This window comes from Dolichospermum lemmermannii CS-548, assembly GCF_028330815.1.
GTDB classification, from domain to species: Bacteria; Cyanobacteriota; Cyanobacteriia; order Cyanobacteriales; family Nostocaceae; genus Dolichospermum; species Dolichospermum lemmermannii.
The window spans coordinates 1-23,261 of sequence record NZ_JAQMTJ010000059.1 but is presented as its reverse complement, the minus strand read 5'-3'; the positions used below and the strand labels follow the sequence as shown (position 1 = coordinate 23,261).

Genomic DNA, 23,261 nt, shown 5'->3' with positions numbered 1-23,261 from the left:
GATGATTACACTCAGGCTATCAATATTGATCCTAACTGTGCAAGTGCTTATCACAACCGAGGAGTTGCCCGTGATGATTTAGGAGATAAACAGGGTGCAATTGATGATTACACTCAGGCTATCAATATTGATCCTAACTGTGCAAGTGCTTATCACAACCGAGGAGATGTTCGTCATCAATTAGGAGATAAGCAAGGTGGAATTGATGACTTTCAAACAGCCGCAGATATCTATAAGCAAATAGGTGATGAAGCAGGTTACAAGGAGGAACTTTCCTACATTTCTCATTATAGCACTGAATGGATTGATACATGGGAACATTAATCTTGTACGACTTACATACGGTTTATCAAAAATCGGCTCTTGCGTCCCGACCATCACAATAAAGACAATATGTTAATCTTGCCTAAGATACAAAGTTGGGTTAAAGAAAATGAAATCTAACCTTGTTTCTCTATTTCTTACTTTTCTGAATCAATGTATTATTGTTTTGCTCAAAAGTGATTGCTTTAGCTTGTGGAAAATATAAATGCGATCGCTCTTCCTGATAAATTATACTGTGAACGATCGCACCTTTTATCATCCTCAGTCAGCAACTTTCAGGCTTTTAACTTCAACTGTTAGAAATCAATCTTAGTCCAAATACCCAGGCAGGTGGATTATTCTCAGTATAATCACCACGAAAATAACCATTTATGAGTGATTGAATTGCTGTCGGTCCAGTAATCACTTCCCATGTCTTGCCAAGACGTGATGAGTATATCTTTTTGATATTTGGATTATTCGACATTGGAATATCCATGTAGGCATCATAGTTATTAAAGGTTTCAGGATACAGCCGCAGTAAGTAAGTCTGTATAAATAATCTCTGATTAGTAGTAGTTTCTACTTCAATTTCCTCATTCCAGTAGTCTTGTTCTTGAGGATGATGAAATGAAGGTATTTTCATCTTGTTATGTAATTCTTGTTGCCAGAGTGAATCTTTTTCTCCCCTTTCATCTACACTCACCATGCGTCCCTCTGCTTTAGAACGGTCTATGTATGCCTCAAAAGCATTAATGTCTTCTCGATGACTTAATACGTAACTACGTAGTTCATCAAGATTCATTACACTGAATTTCTGTATTGTCATGGTTCATATCCTCCAGTTGGCTTGATTTCAAAGTCCATATCTTCCCCAGCAAGAATATATAAATTACCTGTACGCTTATCCATGCGGATAATTTCAATACTTTTGCAAGGCCATCCAGGATAAATAATGTTGGTGAGTCGGTAGCACAGTATATAAAGCCCCTGAGCTTGATTATTTGTAGGTTGCATATCCCTTTAGTTTAACTTACTTAATAATATATGTAACGTGGTGCAGTTTTACGGATAATTAAAAGGAAATATTAAATAAGTTCCATCTTCAGTTAAAATAACTTCTCTTTTGTGAGCGTTCATATTTTATATTTTTACGCCAGCCATATATTATTTAAGTATAATATAATCTATTTCATTTTTATCAATTAATGAATAATACTACCTTTTGTATACCTTAATTTAATCTTTATGTTAAACTATAAACATTCCAAAAGTAATAAAAATACGCCCATGATTACTCAGGTGATGATTCAACCCTCATCCTGGGTAGAGTCAGGAATCGAAATCAGCAAAGTTAGAAGTTTGAATTTATTTAAATTTAGTTCAGAATTACAATCTCGGTTAGATGAACTTTCCCAGAAGAATAAAGCAGGAATGTTAAACTCAAAAGAAGAGGCTGAATTAACAGGAATATTAGAACTGGATAGGATTTTTACTTTGCTGAATGCGAAAATAATTGCTGAGTCATGACAGTTAATGATGCAACTAGAAAATTAGTTAGAGAGAGAGCAAAATTCCTTTGTGAATATTGTAATTCTTTAGAAGAGGCAAGTGCAGCTTTATTTGCTATTGATCATATTATTCCGCAAGATCCCATTTAATAAACATTCATTAGTAACTTTGACTACGTTTAGTATTTTTTCAAGAGTTCCAAATAGACGGCAAAATACATTATAATTTTGTTACATATTTGTTAAGAAAGGTTACATGACTCTTAACAAAAGGAAATATTGTTTATGGTTGTTCCCCGTGAGAAGAATGCACCACATGAAGTTGTTATCGTTGGTGGTGGCTTTGGTGGATTGTATGCAGCAAAGGCTCTTGCTAAGGCAAAAGTAAATGTTACTCTCATTGATAAACGGAATTTTCATTTATTTCAGCCGCTTTTATATCAAGTTGCCACAGGTACACTATCACCTTCTGATATTTCCGCACCATTGCGATCTGTATTCAGCAAAAGCAAAAATACAAAAGTGTTGTTGGGAGAAGTAAGTGATATTAATCCCAAAGCGCAACAAGTTATTTTGGGTGATGAAATAGTCCCTTATGATACATTAATTCTGGCTACCGGTGCAAACCATTCCTATTTTGGTAAGGATAATTGGAAAGAATTTGCTCCTGGTTTGAAAACTGTGGAAGATGCCATAGAAATGCGTCGGCGGATATTTTCAGCATTTGAAGCCGCAGAAAAAGAAAGTGATCCGGTAAAACGTCGGGCTTTGTTGACTTTTGTGATTGTGGGCGGTGGTCCAACTGGTGTAGAATTGTCCGGTGCGATCGCTGAATTAGCATACCAAACCCTCAAAGAAGATTTCCGCAACATTGACACTTCAGAAACGAAAATTTTACTATTGCAAGGGGGCGATCGCATTCTCCCACACATTGCCCCAGAATTATCAAAAGTAGCAATAGAATCTTTACAAAAGTTGGGTGTGGTTATTCACACTCAAACCAGAGTCACAAATATTGAAAATGACATTGTTACTTTCAAGCAAAACGGTGAATTGACAGAAATTCCCTCAAGAACTATCTTGTGGGCAGCCGGTGTGCAAGGTTCAGCTTTGGGGAAAATTCTCGCAGAACGGACAGATGTAGAATGCGATTTCTCTGCCAGAGTAATTGTCGAACCTGACTTGACTATCAAGGATTATAAAAACATTTTCGTAATTGGAGACTTAGCTAATTTCTCCCATCAAAATGGTAAACCTTTACCTGGTGTTGCCCCCGTAGCCAAGCAAGAAGGAGAGTATGTAGGTAAACTCATTAAACGACGGCTTCAAGGTCGGACTTTGCCAGAATTCAAATACAATGATGTGGGTAGTTTGGCAATGATTGGGCAAAATTTAGCCGTTGTAGATTTAGGCTTTATCAAACTCACAGGTTTCATTGCTTGGCTATTTTGGCTAGTAATTCACATCTACTTCTTAATTGAGTTTGACACTAAATTAGTGATAGTAATTCAATGGGCTTGGAATTATATTACTCGCAATCGTCGCTCTCGATTAATTACAGGAAAAGAGGCTTTTTTGGCAACAGAAACTGTTAATAATAGCAGTCATTCCCAGACTACAGAAAAGAAGCAACCAGCCAAACTCTAATATTTGTGGTTTTTACTACCACGGCATCAAATTCCATCTGCAAATCCGCCATTCCTTCAACACTGAATTCAATTAGTGTGAGGTGGCGGTTTTAATTGTGAAAATTGCTATATTTGTGATATAATAAATCTAGTTTTATCAATTTACCAAAACTTTTAATAATGACACAAATTACCTATAAAGTTGAAGCTTTTTGGGATGCAGAAGCAGAAGTTTGGGTAGCAACTAGCGAAGATATCCCAGGTTTGGTAACAGAAACTTCTACAATTGATATTTTAACAGAAAAGCTCCGAGTAATGATTCCAGAATTGTTAGTCTTGAATCAAATTGTCCCTCATAATTATGCGGGGACAATTAATTTTGAGTTAATTAGTCATCGTCAAGAATTGATTCAGGTAGCGTAATAGATGAGTACATCATTTACACCTGAATTGAAAAAGCTGCTTTCAGAAGCAAATTGCTATTTTGAAAGGCAAGGAAAAGGAGATCATGAAATTTGGTATAGTCCAATCACACAACGTCGGTTTGTAGTAGATAGCTGTATCAAGTCCCGTCATACTGCTAATATAGTTTTGAAACAAGCTGGATTACCTAAATATTTTTAACTTAGATAAATCAACTTTTTTGTAGGTTGGGTAGAACGAAGTGAAACCCAACACCACCCACCAGGATATGATAATTAATAATGTTGGGTTGCGCTTTGCTTTAGAAAGACCTTGTTGTTCTGTGGGATCAGCATTATACAGCCAGATTTCACCTCTACGCATAATCTTGGTACTCATAAAAATCTTCATTACAAGTATCAACAAATTCTGTTAAACTGCTTTCTGTTTCATAATAAGAACGCATCATTTCCGCAGCAGCAGTTAAGCTCAGTTTTTGAGGATTTTGCATTTCTTCACGCATGAGTTTTAAGGCAAATTCTATTATCTCTAGTCTTTCGACATTAGGCATTTGTTTAATAGCTTCTAAAATTTGGGGGTTGATCATAATTTGTGGCAATTGTAAGTAATTTCTATTTTAAAGTAAGATATACTGACTCTGCAACCTTCGTAGGTTGGGTTGTTCGCGTCAGCGTTGCGGAGCAATGGAACGAAACCCAACACCATCCACCAGAATATTATAATTAATGTTGGGTTTCCTTGCGTCAACCCAACCTACGGGATAAAATCAAGATTATAAAACACAACTTTAATCACAGGATATTTATAGTATGGAATATCGCCGCGCCAAAGTGGCAGGAGGAACATACTTTTTTACAGTAGTGACAGAGAAAAGACAAAAAATATTATGTTTACCAAAAAATGTTTCTTTATTAAAAGATGCTTTTGGTTATGTGATGCAGAAACATCCATTTATTATAGATGCTATTGTTATTTTACCTGATCATCTCCACTGTATTTGGACTTTACCAGAAAATGATCAGGATTTTTCTACCCGTTGGCGTTTGATTAAAAGTTATTTTAGTCGTAAATGTGAAACTATTTCACCAGAAAATATATCTGCATCTAGGAAAAATAAAAAACAACGGGCTATATGGCAATATCGTTTCTGGGAACATTTAATTAGAGATGAAATAGATTTTCTTTCATCACGTTGAATATATTCATTATAATCCTGTGAAACATGGTTTGGTAACAGCACCAAAAGATTGGGAATATTCCAGTTTTCATTGCGCTGTGCGTCAAGGTATGTATGACATAATGTGGGGTGCGGGTGAGGAAATTATTTTTGATGATGATATTGGCAACGAGTAGGTTGGGTTGAGGTACCTCAACCCAACCTAGTATCTTAGGGGTATGTTAGAAGAAGTGGTAGAGAATCTGGGGGGTTGATTTTTTTGAATTAAAGCTGTAGACTATAAGTCACTTTCTCATAAATAATTACTAACAGATGCCTACAAGAGCGCAGGATTTTGAACAAATTACCCTTACCTTATCAGATAGTATTCGAGTTTCTACTCCTCATGGAATTCTCGCAGAAGGTGATTCATTAGATTTAATCCGTAAGATACCGAGTAAGACAATATCACTGATTTTAACAGATCCACCTTATCACTGTACAAAAAAACACAACATTTATGGAGATACCCAATTCCAAGAAGATGAGCATTATCTTGACTGGATGGAGTCCTATTCTTCTGAGTGGTATCGAGTGCTGCGACCAAATGGATCACTATTTTGTTTCTGTGATTCTTCAATGTCTGCTCGACTTGAAGTCCTATTTTCAAAAAAATTTAATGTACTTTCCCATATTGTTTGGACTAAACCAAATGAACCAGGATTTGATGGTTGGAAGGGAAAAATGAAAAAAGAGGCACTTCGACAATGGTATCCTCATTCTGAAAGGATTATTTTTGCTGAACCAGCAGTTGAAGGGAATCTTTTCCGCTCAACTTTTGCCCAGTTTCTTCGTGATATGCGTCAAACCGCAGGATTATCACTAAAAGAACTTACTGCTATGATTGGTGCTTATGGAAAAGTCAATCACGGTGGTGCAGTTTCTAATTGGGAAGCTGGCCGCAACACTCCAAGTAGAGAACAGTATGAAAAAGTATGCTCTGCAATACTTGGAACGGGCAAAATAAAATATATGCCACCATATGAAGATGTTATCCGAGTCTTTGCCGTTGATGCTTCTAAAGAATTTACTGATATCTGGACGTTTCCTTCTGTTCGACCTTATAAAGGTAAACATCCAGCAGAGAAGCCGTTAGCGATGCTTGAACATGCAATTGAGGCAACAACTTATCCAGGAGATATAGTCTTAGATTGTTTTGCGGGTTCAGGTAATACTGCTTTAGCATCTCTTAATCTTGGTAGGCGAACTATTTCACTTGAGATTGACAAAAAATGGGTAGAAGCTATCGCTACACGCCTAGAAGTAGAATCTATCAACCGGAATGGAAAAGAGTATAGCTACCAACCATCAGAAAATAAAAGATCAAGTTTTGTTCATCAACTTGATTTATTTTCAGGAGTGAAATAGCCATTATCAATGTTTACCTTAACAACTCTATACATCCACTCGATAGTTTCGGTAATGCCTGAGTCTTTTACCACTACATTACAGTGATGATGACCCCAACCAAGATTGTATGGTCTATGATTGTAAACCCCATACTTCAACTCTTCAATATGAAAAAGATTGATCTGAGTGACTGTTAAATCTGGAACTTTTCGTCCTTCTGCTTGCTCTAAGCGACTAAAGAATCCTCGACTTGAAAGCTTCTCTAAGCAAAGTGGGCAAATAGTTAATCCATCTTGATTGATAATACGTGCCTCTATTAATTTATGTCTATCCAATAGATCAAACTTTTGGCACTCTGATTGAATATATTCCTTCCTTTGCCTAATATCATCAGCACTCATGCCATTTTCTATAGAGGTATTTTCTGAGTCGAAACAACACCAGTAAAAAAACTCAAGCTGAAGACGACAATTTGAAATCATTTCTGAGCTTGCATATTCATATAACCTAATGCCTGCACCTTTTGAAGATGTTGTATTAAATCCACGTATAATCTTTCCTCCATTTTCTACGGAAGTTGTTGCAGGTACTCTTGCTACATATTGTCCACCAAGTCGTTCTCGTCTGGATTGCGCGGCAGTCCACCCCATTATTTCAGGATTATACTTATTCCAATCAGTTCGAGTTTCATAAAATACCAGAGTATTTATGCCGAGATAGAGTCCATATGATTTAAGGTCTTGATCGATGTTATCGTTGCAGAAGTAAGTTTCTGGACTAATAATAACAATGAATCCATTTTCAAAGTTTAATTCACCATTAGGAGGATTAGCGTAACTAGGCCAAAGAACATATGGAATTAATACTGTGCTAGTTCTTGAAACACGATTTTGGTATATAACATCATCATCGGCACCCCTGGTTTGCCCTGTTTTGTAAATTTTCGTATCGAGTAATTTAGGACAACGAGATATGCCCCTTTTTTTTGCCTTAGATTTCACTTTTTATATCACCTAAATACTCAAATAGCTTGGTAAAAAATGTCAAAATGTCTATCCCAAGAGCATTAATTATCTGCTCTAATGAATCAAGTGTAATATTGCGAACACCTCTTTCAACGCCTGAAATATAGGTTCTGTCGAGACCTGCACTATCAGCAAGCTCCTCTTGACTCATACTGTTTATCTTACGAAAATGCTTAACCGTTGAAGCCACGGCAGTAACGAGTGTTTTTTCCATATATAATCAGCATTCCTATTTCATGAATAGAAAATAATGAACCAAAATTTATTGTCTGTGAATGTAGATTATGAGTCCACGGACTATAAGTCACAAATCTAATACCATATCATTGGAGGGGTTTCACTTCGTTCTACCCAACCTACGATTTATAATTGATCGGATAACCTGCACACCTACATTTAGGCATGAGACTGTGACCGAAACTGGAAAATACAAAGATACCGTCAACTTACCCAAGACAAACTTCGATATGCGGGCAAACGCAATCAAGCGCGAACCCGAAATCCAAAAATTCTGGGCAGAAAACCACATTTATTCTCAACTGGCTGAAAACAACCCCGGCGAATTATTTATACTGCACGATGGTCCTCCCTATGCTAACGGTCAGTTGCATATTGGTCATGCTTTAAATAAGATTCTCAAAGATATTATTAACCGCTACCATTTGCTCCAAGGTCGTAAAATTCGCTACGTTCCTGGCTGGGATTGTCACGGATTGCCGATTGAGTTGAAAGTTCTGCAAAATATGAAACAGGCAGAACGGCAAAATCTCACACCTTTGCAATTGCGTCAAAAAGCGAAAGAGTTCGCACTAAAAACCGTAGACGAACAACGAGAAAGCTTTAAACGCTATGGGATTTGGGGTGATTGGGAAAATCCTTATTTAACCTTAAAACCAGAATACGAAGCCGCGCAAATTGGCGTATTTGGGGAAATGTTCCTTAAAGGTTATATTTATCGCGGTTTAAAGCCTGTACATTGGAGTCCTAGTTCTAAAACCGCCTTAGCAGAAGCAGAGTTAGAATATCCTGAAGGTCACGTTTCCCGCAGTATTTACGCCGCTTTTCCGGTGGTGAAGGTTGCTGAAGGGTTAAAAGCTAGTTTGGATGGCTTCTTGCCTGATTTGGGTGTGGCTGTGTGGACTACTACTCCTTGGACTATCCCCGGTAATTTGGCTGTGGCTGTAAATGGTGCGTTGGAGTATGCGGTTGTGGAGGTTTCGCGCAAAGACGCACAAGGAGCAAAGGCGCAAAGGAAATGCAGATATCTAATTGTTGCGGCTGAGTTGGTGGAACGGTTGGGAGAGGTTTTGGATTGTGAGTTAACGGTGAAAGCCAAGTTCGCAGGGAAGGATTTGGAAGGTACTATTTACCGTCATCCTCTTTTTGACCGTGAAAGTCCGGTGGTGGTTGGTGGTGATTATATCACTACTGAGTCGGGAACTGGGTTGGTTCATACTGCTCCTGGTCATGGTCAAGAGGACTATATTGTTGGTCAGCGTTACGGTTTACCGATTCTTGCCCCTGTTGATGATAGTGGTAATTTTACGGATGAGGCTGGTAAGTTTTCTGGCTTGAATGTTTTGGGCGATGGTAATCAAGCGATTATTGACGCTTTGCATGAAGCTGGTTCTCTGTTGAAGGAGGAAGCTTATCCTCACAAGTATCCTTATGATTGGAGAACGAAGAAACCGACGATTTTCCGCGCTACTGAACAATGGTTTGCTTCTGTGGCTGGTTTTCGGGATGAGGCTTTAAAGGCTATTTCATCTGTGCGGTGGATTCCCGCACAAGGTGAAAACCGCATCACGCCGATGGTAGCAGAAAGATCCGATTGGTGTATTTCTCGTCAGCGTTCTTGGGGTGTACCGATTCCGGTGTTTTATGATGAAGCGACTGGGGAAGTTTTGCTAAATGCGGACACGATTAACCACGTTCAAGCTATTATTGCCGAAAAGGGTTCTGATGCTTGGTGGGAGTTGTCGGTTGCGGAGTTGTTACCGGAACAATACTGCAATAATGGCAAGACTTACCGCCGGGGTACAGATACAATGGATGTCTGGTTTGATTCTGGTTCATCTTGGGCGGCTGTGGCGAAGCAAAGACCGGAGTTATGCTATCCTGCTGATATGTATTTGGAAGGTTCTGACCAACATCGGGGTTGGTTTCAATCTTCTTTGTTAACTAGTGTCGCGGTTAATGGCATTGCACCTTATAAAACTGTGTTAACTCATGGTTTCGTCTTGGATGAAAATGGCCGGAAAATGAGCAAATCGGTGGGGAATGTGGTAGATCCTCAATTGATGATTCAAGGTGGGACTAACCAAAAACAACAACCTGCTTATGGTGCGGATGTTTTGCGGTTGTGGGTTTCTTCCGTTGATTATTCTGGTGATGTGCGGTTGGGTGGTAACATCATCAAGCAATTAGCTGATGTGAGAAATAAGATTCGCAACACGGCACGGTTTTTATTGGGGAGTTTGCATGATTTTGATCCTCAGAAGGATGCTGTAGCTTTTGATGATTTGCCAGATTTGGATAAGTATATGTTACACCGCATTCGTGAGGTGTTTAATGAGGTGACGGACGCTTTTGATAGTTTCCAGTTTTTCCGCTTTTTCCAAACTGTGCAGAATTTCTGCGTTGTGGATTTGTCGAACTTTTATTTAGACGTTGCCAAGGATAGATTATATATCAGTTCTGCTGATGCTTTCCGTCGTCGGAGTTGTCAAACGGTTTTGCAAATTGCTTTGGAGAATTTAGCGATCGCCATTGCTCCCGTTTTATGTCATACTGCGGAAGATATCTGGCAATTTATCCCCTACGAAACCCAATATAAATCAGTGTTTCAAGCTGGTTGGGTGCAGGTTGATGATAAATGGGAAAATACAGAATTAGCAGAATTTTGGAAAACACTGCGACGGATTCGTGGTGATGTTAATAAGGTTTTAGAACAAGCACGGACAGAAAAGTTAATTGGTTCTTCTTTAGAAGCTATTGCATTGATTTATCTTAGTGATGAAAAATTACGCGCTGCTATTGAACCTTTAAATGTTAGCACGAATGGAATTGATGAATTGCGGTATTTATTCCTCACTTCTGAAGTGCAATTATTAGATACTCCTGAGACATTAAAAGGATTGAAAACCCTGCGAGTTCAAGGTGAAGATAATTGGGATATTGGCGTAGTTAATGCCGCAGACTATGAACATGAAGGGAAATCTTATCACAAATGCGATCGCTGTTGGAATTATTCTACCCATGTGGGTGAATCAGCAGAACATCCTTTACTTTGTGAAAGATGTGTTCCCGCTTTAGCTGGAGAATTTTAAAATCATGTAAGGGTTTAGCAATGCTAAACCCCTACACGCAACAATGTTTTCCCTATCATACATAATCAGGACTTACGCACGAATCACGGAATATCTAACCACAGAGGCACAGAGGACACAGAGGAAAGAGGTTTTGAGGATATTTTGTGTAAGTCCTAATAATATGAAAACAAAAACTATGAAAACTCAAACAACTGTAGTTATAGAAACCTTACCAATGGTTTTGAAAATGCAACCAAATATTATTATAAGTGATGAGCAATTCTTTGAGTTTTGTCAATTAAACCGTGATTTAAGAATTGAACGTAATCAATTTGGAGATTTATTAATTATGTCACCTACAGATTTAGAAACAGGTGAACGTAATTTTAATTTAATTGGTGAATTAGGTATTTGGACAAAACAAAACGGTACAGGAGTAGGATTTGGTTCTAGTGGTGGTTTTACCTTACCCAATGGTGCAGTCCGTTCTCCTGACGCAGCTTGGATAAACCGCACAAAATGGGAAGCAATACCAGCAGAACAAAGGAAAAAATTTGCTCCTATTTGTCCTGAACTTATCATTGAATTACGTTCAGAAACTGATAATTTAAAGATTCTGCAAGAAAAGATGCAAGAATATATAGATAATGGTACACAATTAGCTTGGTTAATTGATAGAAAACAACGGAAAGTATTTATTTATCGTCCCAATTGTGTAGTTGAAGAATTAGACAATCCCCAAACATTAACTGGTGAGAATTTATTACCCGGATTTGTTTTAGATTTAAGTCAGATTTGGTAATAAATAACAGTAGAACATAGATATTGTAAAAACTAATAAATCTATTAATTCATCTGCGTTCATCTGCGTTCATCTGCGTTCAATCATTCGTAATAAATAAATTGTATTCCAGCTTTAGCGAGAGAATTTTCCCTCTAATCTTGATTGAAAAGAATTTGGTTGAATTAAACAATAAGAATCAAGACGATATTCTGGGGGGGCGATTTTTTTAGCTAACTTTGCTAAAATGGGTTTTGGGACTTCAGCAGTATGACGTTGGGTTAATACTGGCATTTCTTGCCAACAACTCCGGCAAAACCAGTAATTTTCAGCACCACGGATATGGTGTAAAAGAAAGTCGGAACAGCAAGGGCATTGGGGCATAATAGTTTCAAGTCCTTTGTTAAAAGTGTTCGGCTAAATCCAGTCATGTAATAAATTGAGATAAAATAAAACTTGTTATGTATATTCCTTAATTTTAACTCTCAAGCAGGGGGGAATTATGAGAATACTTACAAGAACAATATATTACGTAATATTTCGCTATATTAGCTATACATTTATTTATACTCTAAACTAGAGTAATCTTAAATGGAGGATGCCATTTAGACATCTGGTAGTCAATCCCGTTCCCTGCTATATATCCTCGCAACATCCTCAAACTCTCCGTGCATAAACAGAATGGGTTCTGAATTAAATAACAGTAGCTATTTAAGGAATCTCAGAATATGTTGGAAATTAAACGCAATCAAGAAAATAGCCAAATTCATCAAGAAGCTTTAGTATTACCCTTTAATGCTGTGGGAATTGCAGATATTCCCCTAGTAGGTGGTAAAAACGCTTCCTTAGGGGAAATGATTCAACAACTAAGTTCCCAAGGTGTGAAAGTTCCCACGGGATTTGCGACTACGGCTTATGCTTATAGATACTTTATTACTGGGGCTGGTTTAGAAGTAAAACTGAGGAAGATTTTTGCAGATTTAGATGTGGAGGATATGGCTAATTTGCAAGAATGTGGCAAACAAGCCAGATCATTAATGTTAGAAACCCCATTTCCGCTAGAATTGCAAGAAGCGATCGCTAGATCCTATCAAAGTTTATGTCAAGAATATAGTATAGATACTGATGTGGCTGTTCGTTCTAGTGCCACAGCCGAAGACTTACCAGATGCTAGTTTTGCGGGACAACAGGAAACTTACCTCAATGTTCATGGCATTAAAAGCGTATTAGAATCTTGTCATAAATGCTTTGCTTCTATCTTCACAGACAGGGCTATTTCCTACCGACAAATTAGAGGTTTTGATCATTTTGAAGTAGCCTTATCAGTCGGTGTCCAAAAAATGGTACGTTCAGATTTAGCCTCTTCTGGGGTGATGTTTTCCATAGACACCGAAACAGGTTTTCAAAATGCTGCTTTAATTACTGCTGCTTATGGTTTAGGTGAAAACATCGTTCAAGGTGCAGTTAACCCCGATGAATATTTGGTATTTAAACCAACTTTAAAACAAGGATATAAACCCATTCTCCAAAAACGGTTGGGAACAAAAGAAATTAAAATGGTTTATGATCTAGGTGGGTCAAAATTAACTAAAAATATTTCTGTCCCTCAACTTGAACGTCATCAATTTGCCCTCAATGATCAAGAAATCCTCCAACTAGCAAAATGGACTTGTATCATTGAAGATCATTATTCCCAAGTCCGGGGAATGGCCACACCAATGGATATTGAATGGGCAAAAGATGGGATAACAGGAGAATTATTTATTGTCCAAGCTAGACCAGAAACCGTTCAATCTCAAAAATCAAAAACCGTCCTCAGAACTTATCAACTCCAAGAAAAAAGTCAAGTTTTATTAACTGGTCGTAGCGTAGGCGAAATGATAGGTCTTGGTAAAGCTAGAGTAATTTTAGATGTCCCAGAAATTAATCTCTTTCAAGCCGGCGAAGTGTTAGTTACTAACCGCACAGACCCCGACTGGGAACCGATTATGAAAAAAGCCAGCGCTATTGTCACTAACTCTGGGGGACGGACTTGTTTTGATGGAGAGACAAAAATTCTCACCAATCAAGGTTTTATGACCATTCAGCAGATTTATGAACAAGGATATCAAGGATTATCAACTTTAGCCCTCAACACCAAAACCCATCAAATGGAATGGAAACCCATTGAAGATGCCATGAAACGGACATCTAAAACAATTAGTGTGAGTGTATCTCAAACTGGGAAAGTCACAGATAATATCCTGCGATTAACTCCTGATCATAAAATGGTCAATCTTCGGAATGGTGAATATACCAAAACTGAGATTCAAGAAATGTTAGATACTCAGGAAATGGTGCTTGTATCTCAGAATATTCCCACATTGGGTGACAACAAAAATCAAGAAGCTGATTTAGCTTATCTGATTGGGGGAATCATCACAGACGGTTCAATTTACACTAGTCGAACTCGTGGGGAAGTCCAGTTTATTCAAAAATGTTTACCAGAAAAACAAGCATTCATAGCTACTATGAATGACAAAATGAATACTGTTTATGGTAAATCTTTTACTCCTTGTGAGAAACCAGTATCTTCAGGTTACATCCGAGGAAAACAGGTAAAAGGACAAGCTACAGCTTATCGTGTTTATTCTAAAGCTATAGCTTACGACTTAAAACAAAAAGAACAACAGATTACCCAAATTCTTCTAGAAAACACTTCAGAAGTTTCTTATCACTTTTTAGGGGGTGTAATTGATGGTGATGGTTGCTATGCTAATAATCGCATTAACATCTATATCTCTGAAGAAAACTTACTACAAGCTGTCATTATTGCTTGTTTAAAAATCAACACTGTTCCTCAAGTTACCAGAAATCGTCATATCTACAATGTCCAAATTGTAGAAAAATTAGAGCAAATTTTAGAATATACCCAACGAGTCAAGGGAGAAGTTACTCCAAGAACTATTCAAACCCGTTTCTTTGCTACTAATCAACTATTTGATGACAATGTAACAGGAGAAATCAAACTTAGAAAAGATAAAAATCTCCTAATTTCTGATAAACAACTCCGTGAAATAGGTCAATTTGAACAACTTCTGCAAGGTGATATTCGGATGCAACGAGTTGTTAAAGTTGTAGATGAAGTAGACGCTGAAGTTTATAATATTACTGTTGCGAATCATCATAATTATCTAGTTTTCACGGATAAATATACTCCTGTAGTTGTTTGTAACTGTCATGCAGCAATTATTGCCAGAGAAATGGGTATTCCGGCTATTGTTGGTTGTGGGAATGCGACTACAGTTTTAGAAACTGGACAAGAAATTACTGTTAGTTGTGCGGAAGGGGAAACAGGTCAAGTTTATGCGGGTTTATTAAACTTTGAAATTCAAGAATTACCATTAGATAATTTACCTCGAACCCGCACCAAAATTATGATGAATGTGGGTAATCCGGAAGAAGCTTTAGGTTTGACAGCAATTCCTAATGATGGTGTTGGTTTAGCGAGAATGGAATTTATCATTGCTAACCATATTAAAGCCCATCCTTTAGCATTATTACATTTTGACGAATTAGAAGACGAACTTGCCAAATATAAAATTAGCGAATTAACGGCACAATATGAAGATAAAGCCGAATTCTTTATTGCCAAATTAGCACAAGGTATCGGCACAATTGCCGCAGCATTTTATCCCAAACCTGTAATTGTGAGATTGTCTGATTTCAAAAGTAATGAATATGCTAATCTTTTAGGAGGTAGACAATTTGAACCCAAAGAAGAAAATCCCATGATTGGTTGGCGTGGTGCTTCTCGTTATTATGATCCTCGTTATCGTGAAGGTTTTGCATTAGAATGTCAAGCTATGAAACGGGTACGAGAAGAAATGGGTTTAACCAATATGATTCTCATGGTTCCCTTTTGTCGCACTCCCGAAGAAGGAAAACGGGTATTAGCAGAAATGGCAAAAAATGGCTTAGTCAAAGGTGAAAATGGCTTAGAAGTTTACGTTATGTGCGAGTTACCAAGTAACGTTTTATTAGCTGATGAATTTAGTCAGGTTTTTGATGGTTTCTCCATTGGTTCTAATGATTTAACCCAATTAACATTAGGATTAGATCGAGATTCTGAATTAGTGGCACATTTATTTGATGAACGCAATGAAGCTGTTAAAAGAATAATAGCAAAAGCCATAACTACTGTTAAACAAAATAATCGCAAAATTGGTATTTGTGGACAAGCGCCCAGTGATTATCCAGAATTTGCTCGTTTTTTAGTTGAACAAGGTATAGATTCTATTAGTCTCAACCCTGATTCTGTGATTAAGACAATGTTAGAAATTGCGAAAGCAGAAACAGGGGAATAGGGGAATAGGGGAATAGGGGAATAGGGGAATAGGTAATTGGTAATTGGTAATTGGTAATTGCTAATTGCTAATTGGTAATTGGTAATTGCTAATTGGTAATTGGTAACAGTTTTACAACTGACAACTGTACGGGCGAAGCATTTGGAGAACTATTTTTGGCAATGACCGATAATTTATCTTCCAAATGCTTCGCCCCTACTAACAACTAACAACTAACAACTGACCAATATGCAAACAAAAAATGTAGAGTTGGATCTCTCAGATCCTTGTTTTTTACTTACCACATTACAAGAACTTCGTCAATCTGTTGATCAGGAAGGCAGGGAAATATTTGAACGCTGGAAAAAGCAAATTCACCGACAATCTTTTATTAATAGTAGTCTCAATCTTGCCTATTATCTGGCACTGAGAAGACACGATTTACGAGAACTGCAAGCGGCTTTAATGCCTTGGGGTTTGTCCTCATTGGGGAGGATAGAAGCTAAGGTTTTACCAACTTTAGATGCGGTGATTGCCACCTTACAGGCAGTTTGTCGCACAGATAATGATTCTATCATTATACATCCACCTTTGGACGCATTTTTTGAGGGCGATCGCCTTCTCCAACAAAATACCGAAGATTTATTTGGTAACACCCTCGATAACCGTCGAGTTAGAATCATGGTAACGTTGCCAAATGAAGCCGCTACCAATTACGAATTTCTGCGGGATATCATTCGGCAAGGAACCAACTGTGTGAGAATTAATTGCGCCCATGATACCCCCGTTGAATGGTTAGCAATGATTAACAATGTCAAACAAGCAGAATTAGAATTAGAATCTTCTTGTAAAATTCTCATGGATTTGAGTGGTCCTAAAACCAGAATTAAATCTGTTCTTACCCCCAGTCCCAAACAACGAATATTTAAAGATGAATCTCTCCTGCTTACCCATGAGTTACCCACTACTATTGATTCTGAATTTTTTCAAGCCAGTTGCACAATTCCAGAAGTATTAAAACAACTGAAAATTGGTACAATAGTCTGGATTGATGATGGACGGATTGGTGCTTGTGTTGAGTCAATTACATCTGAGGGAGTATGGTTAAAAATTACCCATGCCCGTCTCAAAGGTGAAAAACTATTACCAGAAAAAGGCATTAATTTTCCTGACACTGAATTACATTTGAGTTCTTTAACAGAAAAAGATCAACAAGATTTAGATTTTATTACCACTCATGCTAATCAAGTTAATATTATCGGCTATTCCTATGTGCAAACACCCGCAGATATTCAGCTTTTACAACAGGAATTAGCGGTAAGATTACCAGAAAATTCTCCCACACCTGCCATAGTAGCGAAAATCGAAACACCCTTAGCCGTTAGCAATTTGCCAGAATTAATTATTCAAGCCGCCGGAAAACAACCCTTTGGAATTATGATTGCCAGAGGAGATTTGGCGCTGGAAATTGGTTATCAACGGCTGGCGGAAATTCAAGAAGAGATATTATGGTTATGTGAGGCTGCCCATATCCCCGTAATTTGGGCAACTCAAGTCTTAGAAAATCTTGTTAAACACGGAATGCCGTCACGGGCAGAAATCACTGATGCGGCAATGTCAGAACGGGCAGAATGTGTCATGCTCAATAAGGGTGATTATATTATTGAAGCTGTGGCTATTTTAGATGATGTTCTCACGAGAATGCAAGCCCACCAAGTTAAAAAAACACCCCAACTACGGGCTTTACATTCTTGGTAATTGGTAATAGAAAATAGACATCTGGTGAAAATTAAATATGCGTGACTTACAACCCTTGTAGAGACGTTCCATGGAACGTCTCTACATTCTTTTCTAGAGATGTCTAAGAGGTTGTTTGAAAAGTATTATATCAAACCAGTAATCTCCAAAAACCTAACCCCCCTACCCCCCTTCCCTGCAAGGGAATGGCGGTTTTAAAGCCTCTCCCCTTGCAGGGGAGAGGTTTGGAGAGGGGTCAGTCTATACATTCAAAACTTTTCAAACACCCTCTAATATATCCAAAGTTCTCTCCTGTCAATGTGGTTACAAAACTATATATTTAAATTGTGAATACTCACTATTTGAAATGTTTACAAAATTAAAGTTTCATATATAGAATATTCAGGGTACAATCTAATTAATTGCTCAAAAATCAATTAAATGATATTTATATTACCAACAACAATGATTTGGTTAAATTGCACGTAATTTTTTGAAATAAATTTTCTCACTCCAAACCCTTGCTATCCATATCTATCAAATTTATTAACTAATGATTTGTAGATTTTAATCGGTATGACATTAGTTACAGTATCATCTACTAATCAGATTAACCAATGGACGCATTCACTAACAGATTTAACCGAAAATTGATTAATTTACCTAATTTACATCAAATTATTCATTATTCTCCCTTAACTATTAGTCCTGATAGTTGTGTGATGGATGCTATTAACTTGATGAATCAACAACAAGATCATAAAGTTACAGTTAATAACCCGATCCATCAAGTAACAGACTATGTTTTAGTAGTAGAGGGAAAGCAATTACAAGGAATATTTACTATTAAAGATGTATTGAGAGTAATTACCTTAAATACCGACCTATCAGCGGTAAAAATGGCGGACGTGATGACTCAGCCGCTAATTACTCTCAAATATTCAGCATCTGAGCATATTTTGACAGTGTTTGCACTTTTACAGCAGCATTCTATCCAGTATTTACCAATAGTAGATGATCAAGACAACTTAATCGGTATTGTCACTGAGGCAAACTTGCTGCAAGCCTTAAATATAGAAAAAATGATTGGTGTGGTTGAGGCATTGCAGGAAAATTTGCTAGATTTGAAGACAGAACACATACCAATTAATGAACAACTGGAAGTAATCCGTAAGCAAACTCATAATCATTTACAAGCATGGGCAAAAAAACAACTTGACGAGAATTTAGAAATTAATCGAGAACTGCAAGAAACTTTAGAAGAACTGCAAATTGCCGAAGAAGAACTACGTCAACAAAATGAACAACTAATCTATTCTCGGCAAATTACTGAAGCAGAACGACAGCGTTATCAAAATTTATTTGAATTTGCACCTAATGGTTATTTAGTAACTGATGCTTTAGGGATAATTCAGCAAGCTAATCATGGGGCAGCATCCTTACTATCTGTTCGTCAAGATCATCTTGTGGGCAAACCATTAGTAGTTTTTATTGCTGAAGAAGATCGTTCTCAATTTGTATCTCGGTTAAAAAAATTGCATGAATTACAGGAATGGGAAATGAATTTCCAGTCCCGTAAAGGTTTACTCTTTTCTGCTAGTGTGAGAGTAAATTCTATGGTTGATAATGAGGGTAAACGGACTGGTTGTTTATGGTCAATATCTGATATTAGCGACAGGAGAAAATTAGAAGCAGCACTCCGTCAAGATAGCGATGTCTTGGAAGTTCGGGTAAAAGAACGCACGGCAGAATTAGTGATTGCCAATAAGCGATTGCAAGAAGAAATCATTGAACGGAAACATATTCAAGCGTCCTTACAAGAAAGTGAAGCCCGACTCACCTTAGCACTAGAAGCAGGTAATATTGGGATCTGGGATTGGCATATCCAAACCAATGAAACTCTCTGGTCTCCTACCATGGGTTTAATGTATGGTTTACCTCTCAATAGTTCCTGTCCTAGTATTGAAGACTTTCTCAATTTAATCTATCCTGAAGACCGTCAGCATTTTCAAAACTGTGTCAGTCATTCCCTGGAGAAAAAAGTTGATTTTGTCTGTGAACATCGGATAGTGGATTGTGATGGTATCCTACATTGGTTGAGTTCTAGAGGAAAAGTTTACTGTAACGAAAATGATCGGCCAATCCGCATGATTGGCACAACTAGAGACATTTCTGAACGTAAACAAACGCAACGGCAAATATATGAACAAGCTGCCCTATTAGATATTGCGACTGATGCAATTTTTGTCCGAGATTTTCAAGCCCAAATCGTCTTTTGGAATCAGGGGGCAGAGAGGATATATGGTTGGGAACGTCAGGAAGTTTTAGGTAAGAATCCCAAGGATATTTTTTACGATTCAACTTCCCATGAACAAGAGATAATCGCCCTAAAAACTGTAGTTACATCGGGAAGTTGGGAGGGTGAGTTACGCAAACGCACACAATCAAACCAACTAATTATTGTTCAAAGTCGCTGGACATTGATGTTAGATACTGATGGACAACCTAAATCTATTCTCACAGTAGATACTGATATTACAAAAAATAAACAACGAGAAGAGCAATCTTTACGCGCTCAAAGAATGGAAAGTATTGGAACTTTAGCTGGAGGCATTGCCCACGATATCAATAATATCTTAACACCAATTTTAGCATCTGCTCAATTACTCAAAAGTAGTAGATTATCTGAAGAAAAACATAAAGATCGTCGTCAGCAAATGCTGACAATTATTGAAAATAATGCGAAACATGGTGCAGAATTAGTCAAACAATTGTTATCCTTTGCCAAAGGTGTTGAAGGCAAACAGACGATTGTGCAGATTAATGATTTGATCAGCGATATTATCTACTTGGTCAGTCAAACATTTTCCAAATCCATCACATTTTCTAAGCATATTCACCCTAAATTATGGACAGTGCTTGCGGATAAAACCCAACTGCATCAAGTATTAATAAACTTAGTGGTTAATGCTGCTGATGCTATGCCTGACGGTGGATGTCTCTCTGTTTCTACAGAAAATCTGTATCTTGATGAAGAGATGATCCAGATAAATCATCATGCTACAGTTGGGAATTATATTGTGATTACGGTTAGAGATACGGGGACGGGAATGTCACCGGAAATATTAGAAAGAATATTTGAGCCATTTTTTACCACTAAGGATTTTGGTAAAGGCACAGGATTAGGACTATCAACAGTGTTAGGAATTATTAAAAGTCATAAGGGGTTTATTAATGTTGAAAGTCAAATTGGACTTGGTAGCGTATTTCAGATATTTTTACCATCAGTTAACCAAGAAGTTTCCCCTTTAGAATCCGATCATCAAGAAATATCTCAAGGACAGGGAGAACTAATTTTAGTAGTAGATGATGAAGCCCATATCCGGGAAGTTACAACAACCATTTTAGAAGCCTACAATTATCAAGTTCTTACCGCTAAAAACGGCGTGGAAGCAATCAATACTTACAACCAATACCGGGATCAAATCAGAGTAGTATTGATGGATATAATGATGCCAGGAATGAATGGAAATTCCGCCATTTGCAAGTTAAAAGAAATCAACCCCCAGGTGCTAATAATTGCTTGTAGTGGATGCAATATAGAGAATATGTTAGAGCCAAATAATGAATCTCAAGTTACAGCAATTTTATCAAAACCCTATACTAATGAAGAGTTATTGGCAAAATTAAATTTTGTCCTCAAGTAAGTTGTCAGTAGGGGCGAAGCATTTGCAAGATAAATTATCGGTCATTGCCAAAAATAGTTCTCCAAATGCTTCGTCCGTACAGTTGTTAGTAGGGGCGAAGCATTTGCAAGATAAATTATCGGTCATTGCCAAAAATAGTTCTCCAAATGCTTCGCCCGTACAGTTGTCAGTAGGGGCGAAGCATTTGCAAGATAAATTATCGGTCATTGCCAAAAATAGTTCTCCAAATGCTTCGCCCGTACAGTTGTCGGTTGTCAATTATTCATTTTTGAATATTTTGAACAGATTTTTGGGGATTACAGCACTTATGCTCATAGAATTGACCGATTGATGAGACTTTTACTTTTTTTTGGCAAATTTTATGACACCTCAAGAGTTTTTAGAAAAGTTGGCAACAGCCGCAACAGACCCCGAAAAACTGATAGTTTTTGCAGAATACTTGGATACAACTGCCTTGGATCATGCCACAGCCCCAAGATGGAGAAGTCTTTCTTATAGTAACGAAATTGAAATGGCGCTTAAAAATGTAGCTTTTCATTTAGAAGCGCTCGCTGAAGCTGAGTAATACGTAAGGGGGGCAGGAGGTAGGGAGTAGGGGGAGTAGGGGGAGTAGGGGAGATTATTTATCTTTCTATTACCTATTACCTATTACCCATTACCTATTACCCATTACCTATTACCTATTGCCTCTTACTTTATTCACCAATATATATTCCTAAAGACCTAGCGGTTTGGACTAAATCACCTTGAGGATTAACAAGAGAGGGATTATTATCTATCACATCTTGAATGGGGAAAGTGACAACTTTGCCATTTTGCCAAGCTAACATTTGATCATATTGATTTTGGGCAATTAAATCAACTGCAACTTTACCAAACATAGTAGCTGTGAGACGGTCTAAAGCTGAGGGGATACCACCACGCTGAATATGTCCTAATACAGAAACTCTGGTATCAATCAGGTGATTACTACAATTAGCAATTTTTTCGGCAATATATTGACCTTGACCACATTTAGTTCGGCTTCGCTCACTATCAATAGCAGTAGTACAAATAGAAGGATTATCGGCATCTTCTGCACAAACAGATATCCCTTCAGAAACCACAATAATAGCAAATTTTTTTTGCCAACAATCGCGTAATTCGGTCAGATGATGACATATTCCTTGAATAGTATAGGGGACTTCAGGAATTAAAATCACATCAGCACCGCCGGCAATTCCTGAGTGTAAAGCTAAATGTCCGGCGCTGCGTCCCATAACTTCGATAATCATCACTCGGTCATGACTAGCAGCAGTAAAGATCAGACGATTAATAGCATCAACAATTGTATTAATTGCCGTATCAAACCCAATTGAACGTTCTGTAAAAGCGACATCATGATCAATAGTTTTGGGAATAGCAATTAAATTCCAATTACCTAAAACGGCTAATTGATGAATAATATTTAAACTACCATCTCCACCCACAATAATTAAAGCATTTAAAGCGATCGCTTTATAACCGGCTAATATTTCATCAGCATGGGTTAAAGTATCTCCTTTATTAATACTACCTAAAATTGTTCCCCCCATATTTAGTAAAGGGTCAATCCCGCGTAAATCCCAACCATGTATACTTAACGGCACAGTTTTCCGTTCTAGCAACCCTTGGGTAGCGTAAGGAATCCCCACTACTTCCCAATCAAAAGTCCGTGTGGCATGACTCACAACAGCGCGAATCACACAATTTAGACCAGGACAATCACCACCACTGGTAAGAATACCGATACGTTTTTTCATTGTTTGTCAGTTGTTAGTTGTCGGTAGGGGCGAAGCATTTGGAAGATAAATTATCGGTCATTGCCAAAAATAGTTCTCCAAATGCTTCGCCCGTACAGTTGTTAGTTGTCAGTAGGGGCGAAGCATTTGGAAGATAAATTATCGGTCATTGCCAAAAATAGTT

The 23,261-nt window shown here is 37.6% G+C and carries 21 protein-coding genes and 1 pseudogene; 15 read left to right on the top strand and 7 right to left on the bottom strand.

Translation table 11 applies throughout. From position 1 onward, the window contains the following. Window positions 1-324, top strand: a 324-nt coding sequence (locus PN450_RS03190) for a tetratricopeptide repeat protein (RefSeq protein ID WP_271835407.1), incomplete at its 5' end; no start/stop codon positions are given. A 289-nt stretch (window positions 325-613) separates the two neighbouring features. On the opposite strand, the gene PN450_RS03185 is transcribed toward PN450_RS03190, so the two are convergent. Further along, window positions 614-1,132, bottom strand: coding sequence for a DUF6887 family protein (locus tag PN450_RS03185; protein WP_271835406.1), 519 nt, complete (start codon window positions 1,130-1,132; stop codon window positions 614-616). Beyond that, window positions 1,129-1,320: a DUF6888 family protein gene (locus PN450_RS03180; RefSeq protein ID WP_148760472.1), complete on the bottom strand. Its 192-nt coding sequence runs from the start codon at window positions 1,318-1,320 to the stop codon at window positions 1,129-1,131. Before PN450_RS03180 ends, PN450_RS03185 begins: the two co-directional genes overlap by 4 nt. Before the next feature lie 273 nt (window positions 1,321-1,593). On the opposite strand from PN450_RS03180, the gene PN450_RS03175 reads away from it, so the two are divergent. From PN450_RS03175 to PN450_RS03155, 5 genes are all read left to right on the top strand, one after another. Beyond that, window positions 1,594-1,833: a hypothetical protein gene (locus tag PN450_RS03175; RefSeq protein ID WP_148766757.1), complete on the top strand. Its 240-nt coding sequence runs from the start codon at window positions 1,594-1,596 to the stop codon at window positions 1,831-1,833. Next, the gene (locus tag PN450_RS03170) at window positions 1,830-1,964 is read left to right on the top strand and encodes an HNH endonuclease (RefSeq protein ID WP_210422287.1); all 135 of its coding nucleotides are present in this window, start codon (window positions 1,830-1,832) and stop codon (window positions 1,962-1,964) included. Before PN450_RS03175 ends, PN450_RS03170 begins: the two co-directional genes overlap by 4 nt. A gap of 135 nt (window positions 1,965-2,099) precedes the next feature. Then, window positions 2,100-3,461, top strand: coding sequence for an NAD(P)/FAD-dependent oxidoreductase (locus tag PN450_RS03165; protein WP_148760469.1), 1,362 nt, complete (start codon window positions 2,100-2,102; stop codon window positions 3,459-3,461). Between the two features lie 161 nt (window positions 3,462-3,622). Next, window positions 3,623-3,865, top strand: a complete 243-nt coding sequence (locus tag PN450_RS03160; protein ID WP_213712711.1) for a DUF1902 domain-containing protein — start codon at window positions 3,623-3,625, stop codon at window positions 3,863-3,865. 3 nt (window positions 3,866-3,868) lie between these two features. Further along, window positions 3,869-4,066, top strand: coding sequence for a type II toxin-antitoxin system HicA family toxin (locus tag PN450_RS03155; RefSeq protein ID WP_271835405.1), 198 nt, complete (start codon window positions 3,869-3,871; stop codon window positions 4,064-4,066). A gap of 154 nt (window positions 4,067-4,220) precedes the next feature. Here PN450_RS03155 and PN450_RS03150 read toward each other — a convergent pair whose 3' ends face one another. Continuing rightward, window positions 4,221-4,451: a hypothetical protein gene (locus PN450_RS03150; protein WP_015079878.1), complete on the bottom strand. Its 231-nt coding sequence runs from the start codon at window positions 4,449-4,451 to the stop codon at window positions 4,221-4,223. Between the two features lie 223 nt (window positions 4,452-4,674). Here PN450_RS03150 and PN450_RS03145 point away from each other — a divergent pair. Next, a pseudogene (locus tag PN450_RS03145) lies at window positions 4,675-5,218 on the top strand (REP-associated tyrosine transposase). Window positions 5,219-5,354: 136 nt separating this feature from the next. Further along, window positions 5,355-6,449: a DNA methyltransferase gene (locus PN450_RS03140; RefSeq protein WP_271835404.1), complete on the top strand. Its 1,095-nt coding sequence runs from the start codon at window positions 5,355-5,357 to the stop codon at window positions 6,447-6,449. Here PN450_RS03140 and PN450_RS03135 read toward each other — a convergent pair. After that, a complete protein-coding gene (locus PN450_RS03135) occupies window positions 6,419-7,432 on the bottom strand; it encodes a BstXI family restriction endonuclease (protein WP_271835403.1) in 1,014 nt (337 codons plus the stop codon). The two genes, PN450_RS03140 and PN450_RS03135, sit on opposite strands and share 31 nt — an antisense overlap. After that, entirely contained in the window at window positions 7,422-7,670 is a 249-nt protein-coding gene (locus PN450_RS03130; protein ID WP_271835402.1) for a helix-turn-helix domain-containing protein, read from the bottom strand. Before PN450_RS03130 ends, PN450_RS03135 begins: the two co-directional genes overlap by 11 nt. Before the next feature lie 196 nt (window positions 7,671-7,866). Here PN450_RS03130 and ileS point away from each other — a divergent pair, with 196 nt between their 5' ends. Both ileS and PN450_RS03120 read left to right on the top strand, forming a co-directional pair. Next, window positions 7,867-10,785, top strand: a complete 2,919-nt coding sequence (ileS, locus tag PN450_RS03125; RefSeq protein WP_271835401.1) for an isoleucine--tRNA ligase — start codon at window positions 7,867-7,869, stop codon at window positions 10,783-10,785. Window positions 10,786-10,963: 178 nt separating this feature from the next. Beyond that, window positions 10,964-11,569, top strand: coding sequence for a Uma2 family endonuclease (locus PN450_RS03120; protein ID WP_271835400.1), 606 nt, complete (start codon window positions 10,964-10,966; stop codon window positions 11,567-11,569). A 114-nt stretch (window positions 11,570-11,683) separates the two neighbouring features. Here PN450_RS03120 and PN450_RS03115 read toward each other — a convergent pair whose 3' ends face one another. After that, on the bottom strand, window positions 11,684-11,932 hold the full coding sequence (locus tag PN450_RS03115; protein ID WP_148760447.1) for a hypothetical protein: 249 nt from the start codon (window positions 11,930-11,932) through the stop codon (window positions 11,684-11,686). Window positions 11,933-12,276: 344 nt separating this feature from the next. Between PN450_RS03115 and ppsA the strand changes: the two genes are divergently transcribed. The 5 genes from ppsA (at window position 12,277) to PN450_RS03090 (ending at window position 21,882) form a co-directional block, all read left to right on the top strand. Continuing rightward, window positions 12,277-15,894 (top strand): phosphoenolpyruvate synthase, encoded by a 3,618-nt coding sequence (gene ppsA / locus PN450_RS03110; RefSeq protein ID WP_271835399.1) that lies wholly within the window; start codon window positions 12,277-12,279, stop codon window positions 15,892-15,894. Between the two features lie 228 nt (window positions 15,895-16,122). After that, on the top strand, window positions 16,123-17,631 hold the full coding sequence (locus PN450_RS03105; RefSeq protein ID WP_271835398.1) for a pyruvate kinase: 1,509 nt from the start codon (window positions 16,123-16,125) through the stop codon (window positions 17,629-17,631). A gap of 596 nt (window positions 17,632-18,227) precedes the next feature. Then, on the top strand, window positions 18,228-21,317 hold the full coding sequence (locus PN450_RS03100; RefSeq protein WP_271835397.1) for a PAS domain S-box protein: 3,090 nt from the start codon (window positions 18,228-18,230) through the stop codon (window positions 21,315-21,317). Window position 21,318: 1 nt separating this feature from the next. Continuing rightward, entirely contained in the window at window positions 21,319-21,648 is a 330-nt protein-coding gene (locus PN450_RS03095; protein ID WP_271835396.1) for a hypothetical protein, read from the top strand. 30 nt (window positions 21,649-21,678) lie between these two features. Beyond that, a complete protein-coding gene (locus PN450_RS03090) occupies window positions 21,679-21,882 on the top strand; it encodes a hypothetical protein (RefSeq protein WP_015079868.1) in 204 nt (67 codons plus the stop codon). 130 nt (window positions 21,883-22,012) lie between these two features. Here PN450_RS03090 and PN450_RS03085 read toward each other — a convergent pair whose 3' ends face one another. Further along, window positions 22,013-23,098: an ATP-dependent 6-phosphofructokinase gene (locus PN450_RS03085; RefSeq protein ID WP_271835395.1), complete on the bottom strand. Its 1,086-nt coding sequence runs from the start codon at window positions 23,096-23,098 to the stop codon at window positions 22,013-22,015. Between the last annotated feature and the right edge of the window lie 163 nt (window positions 23,099-23,261).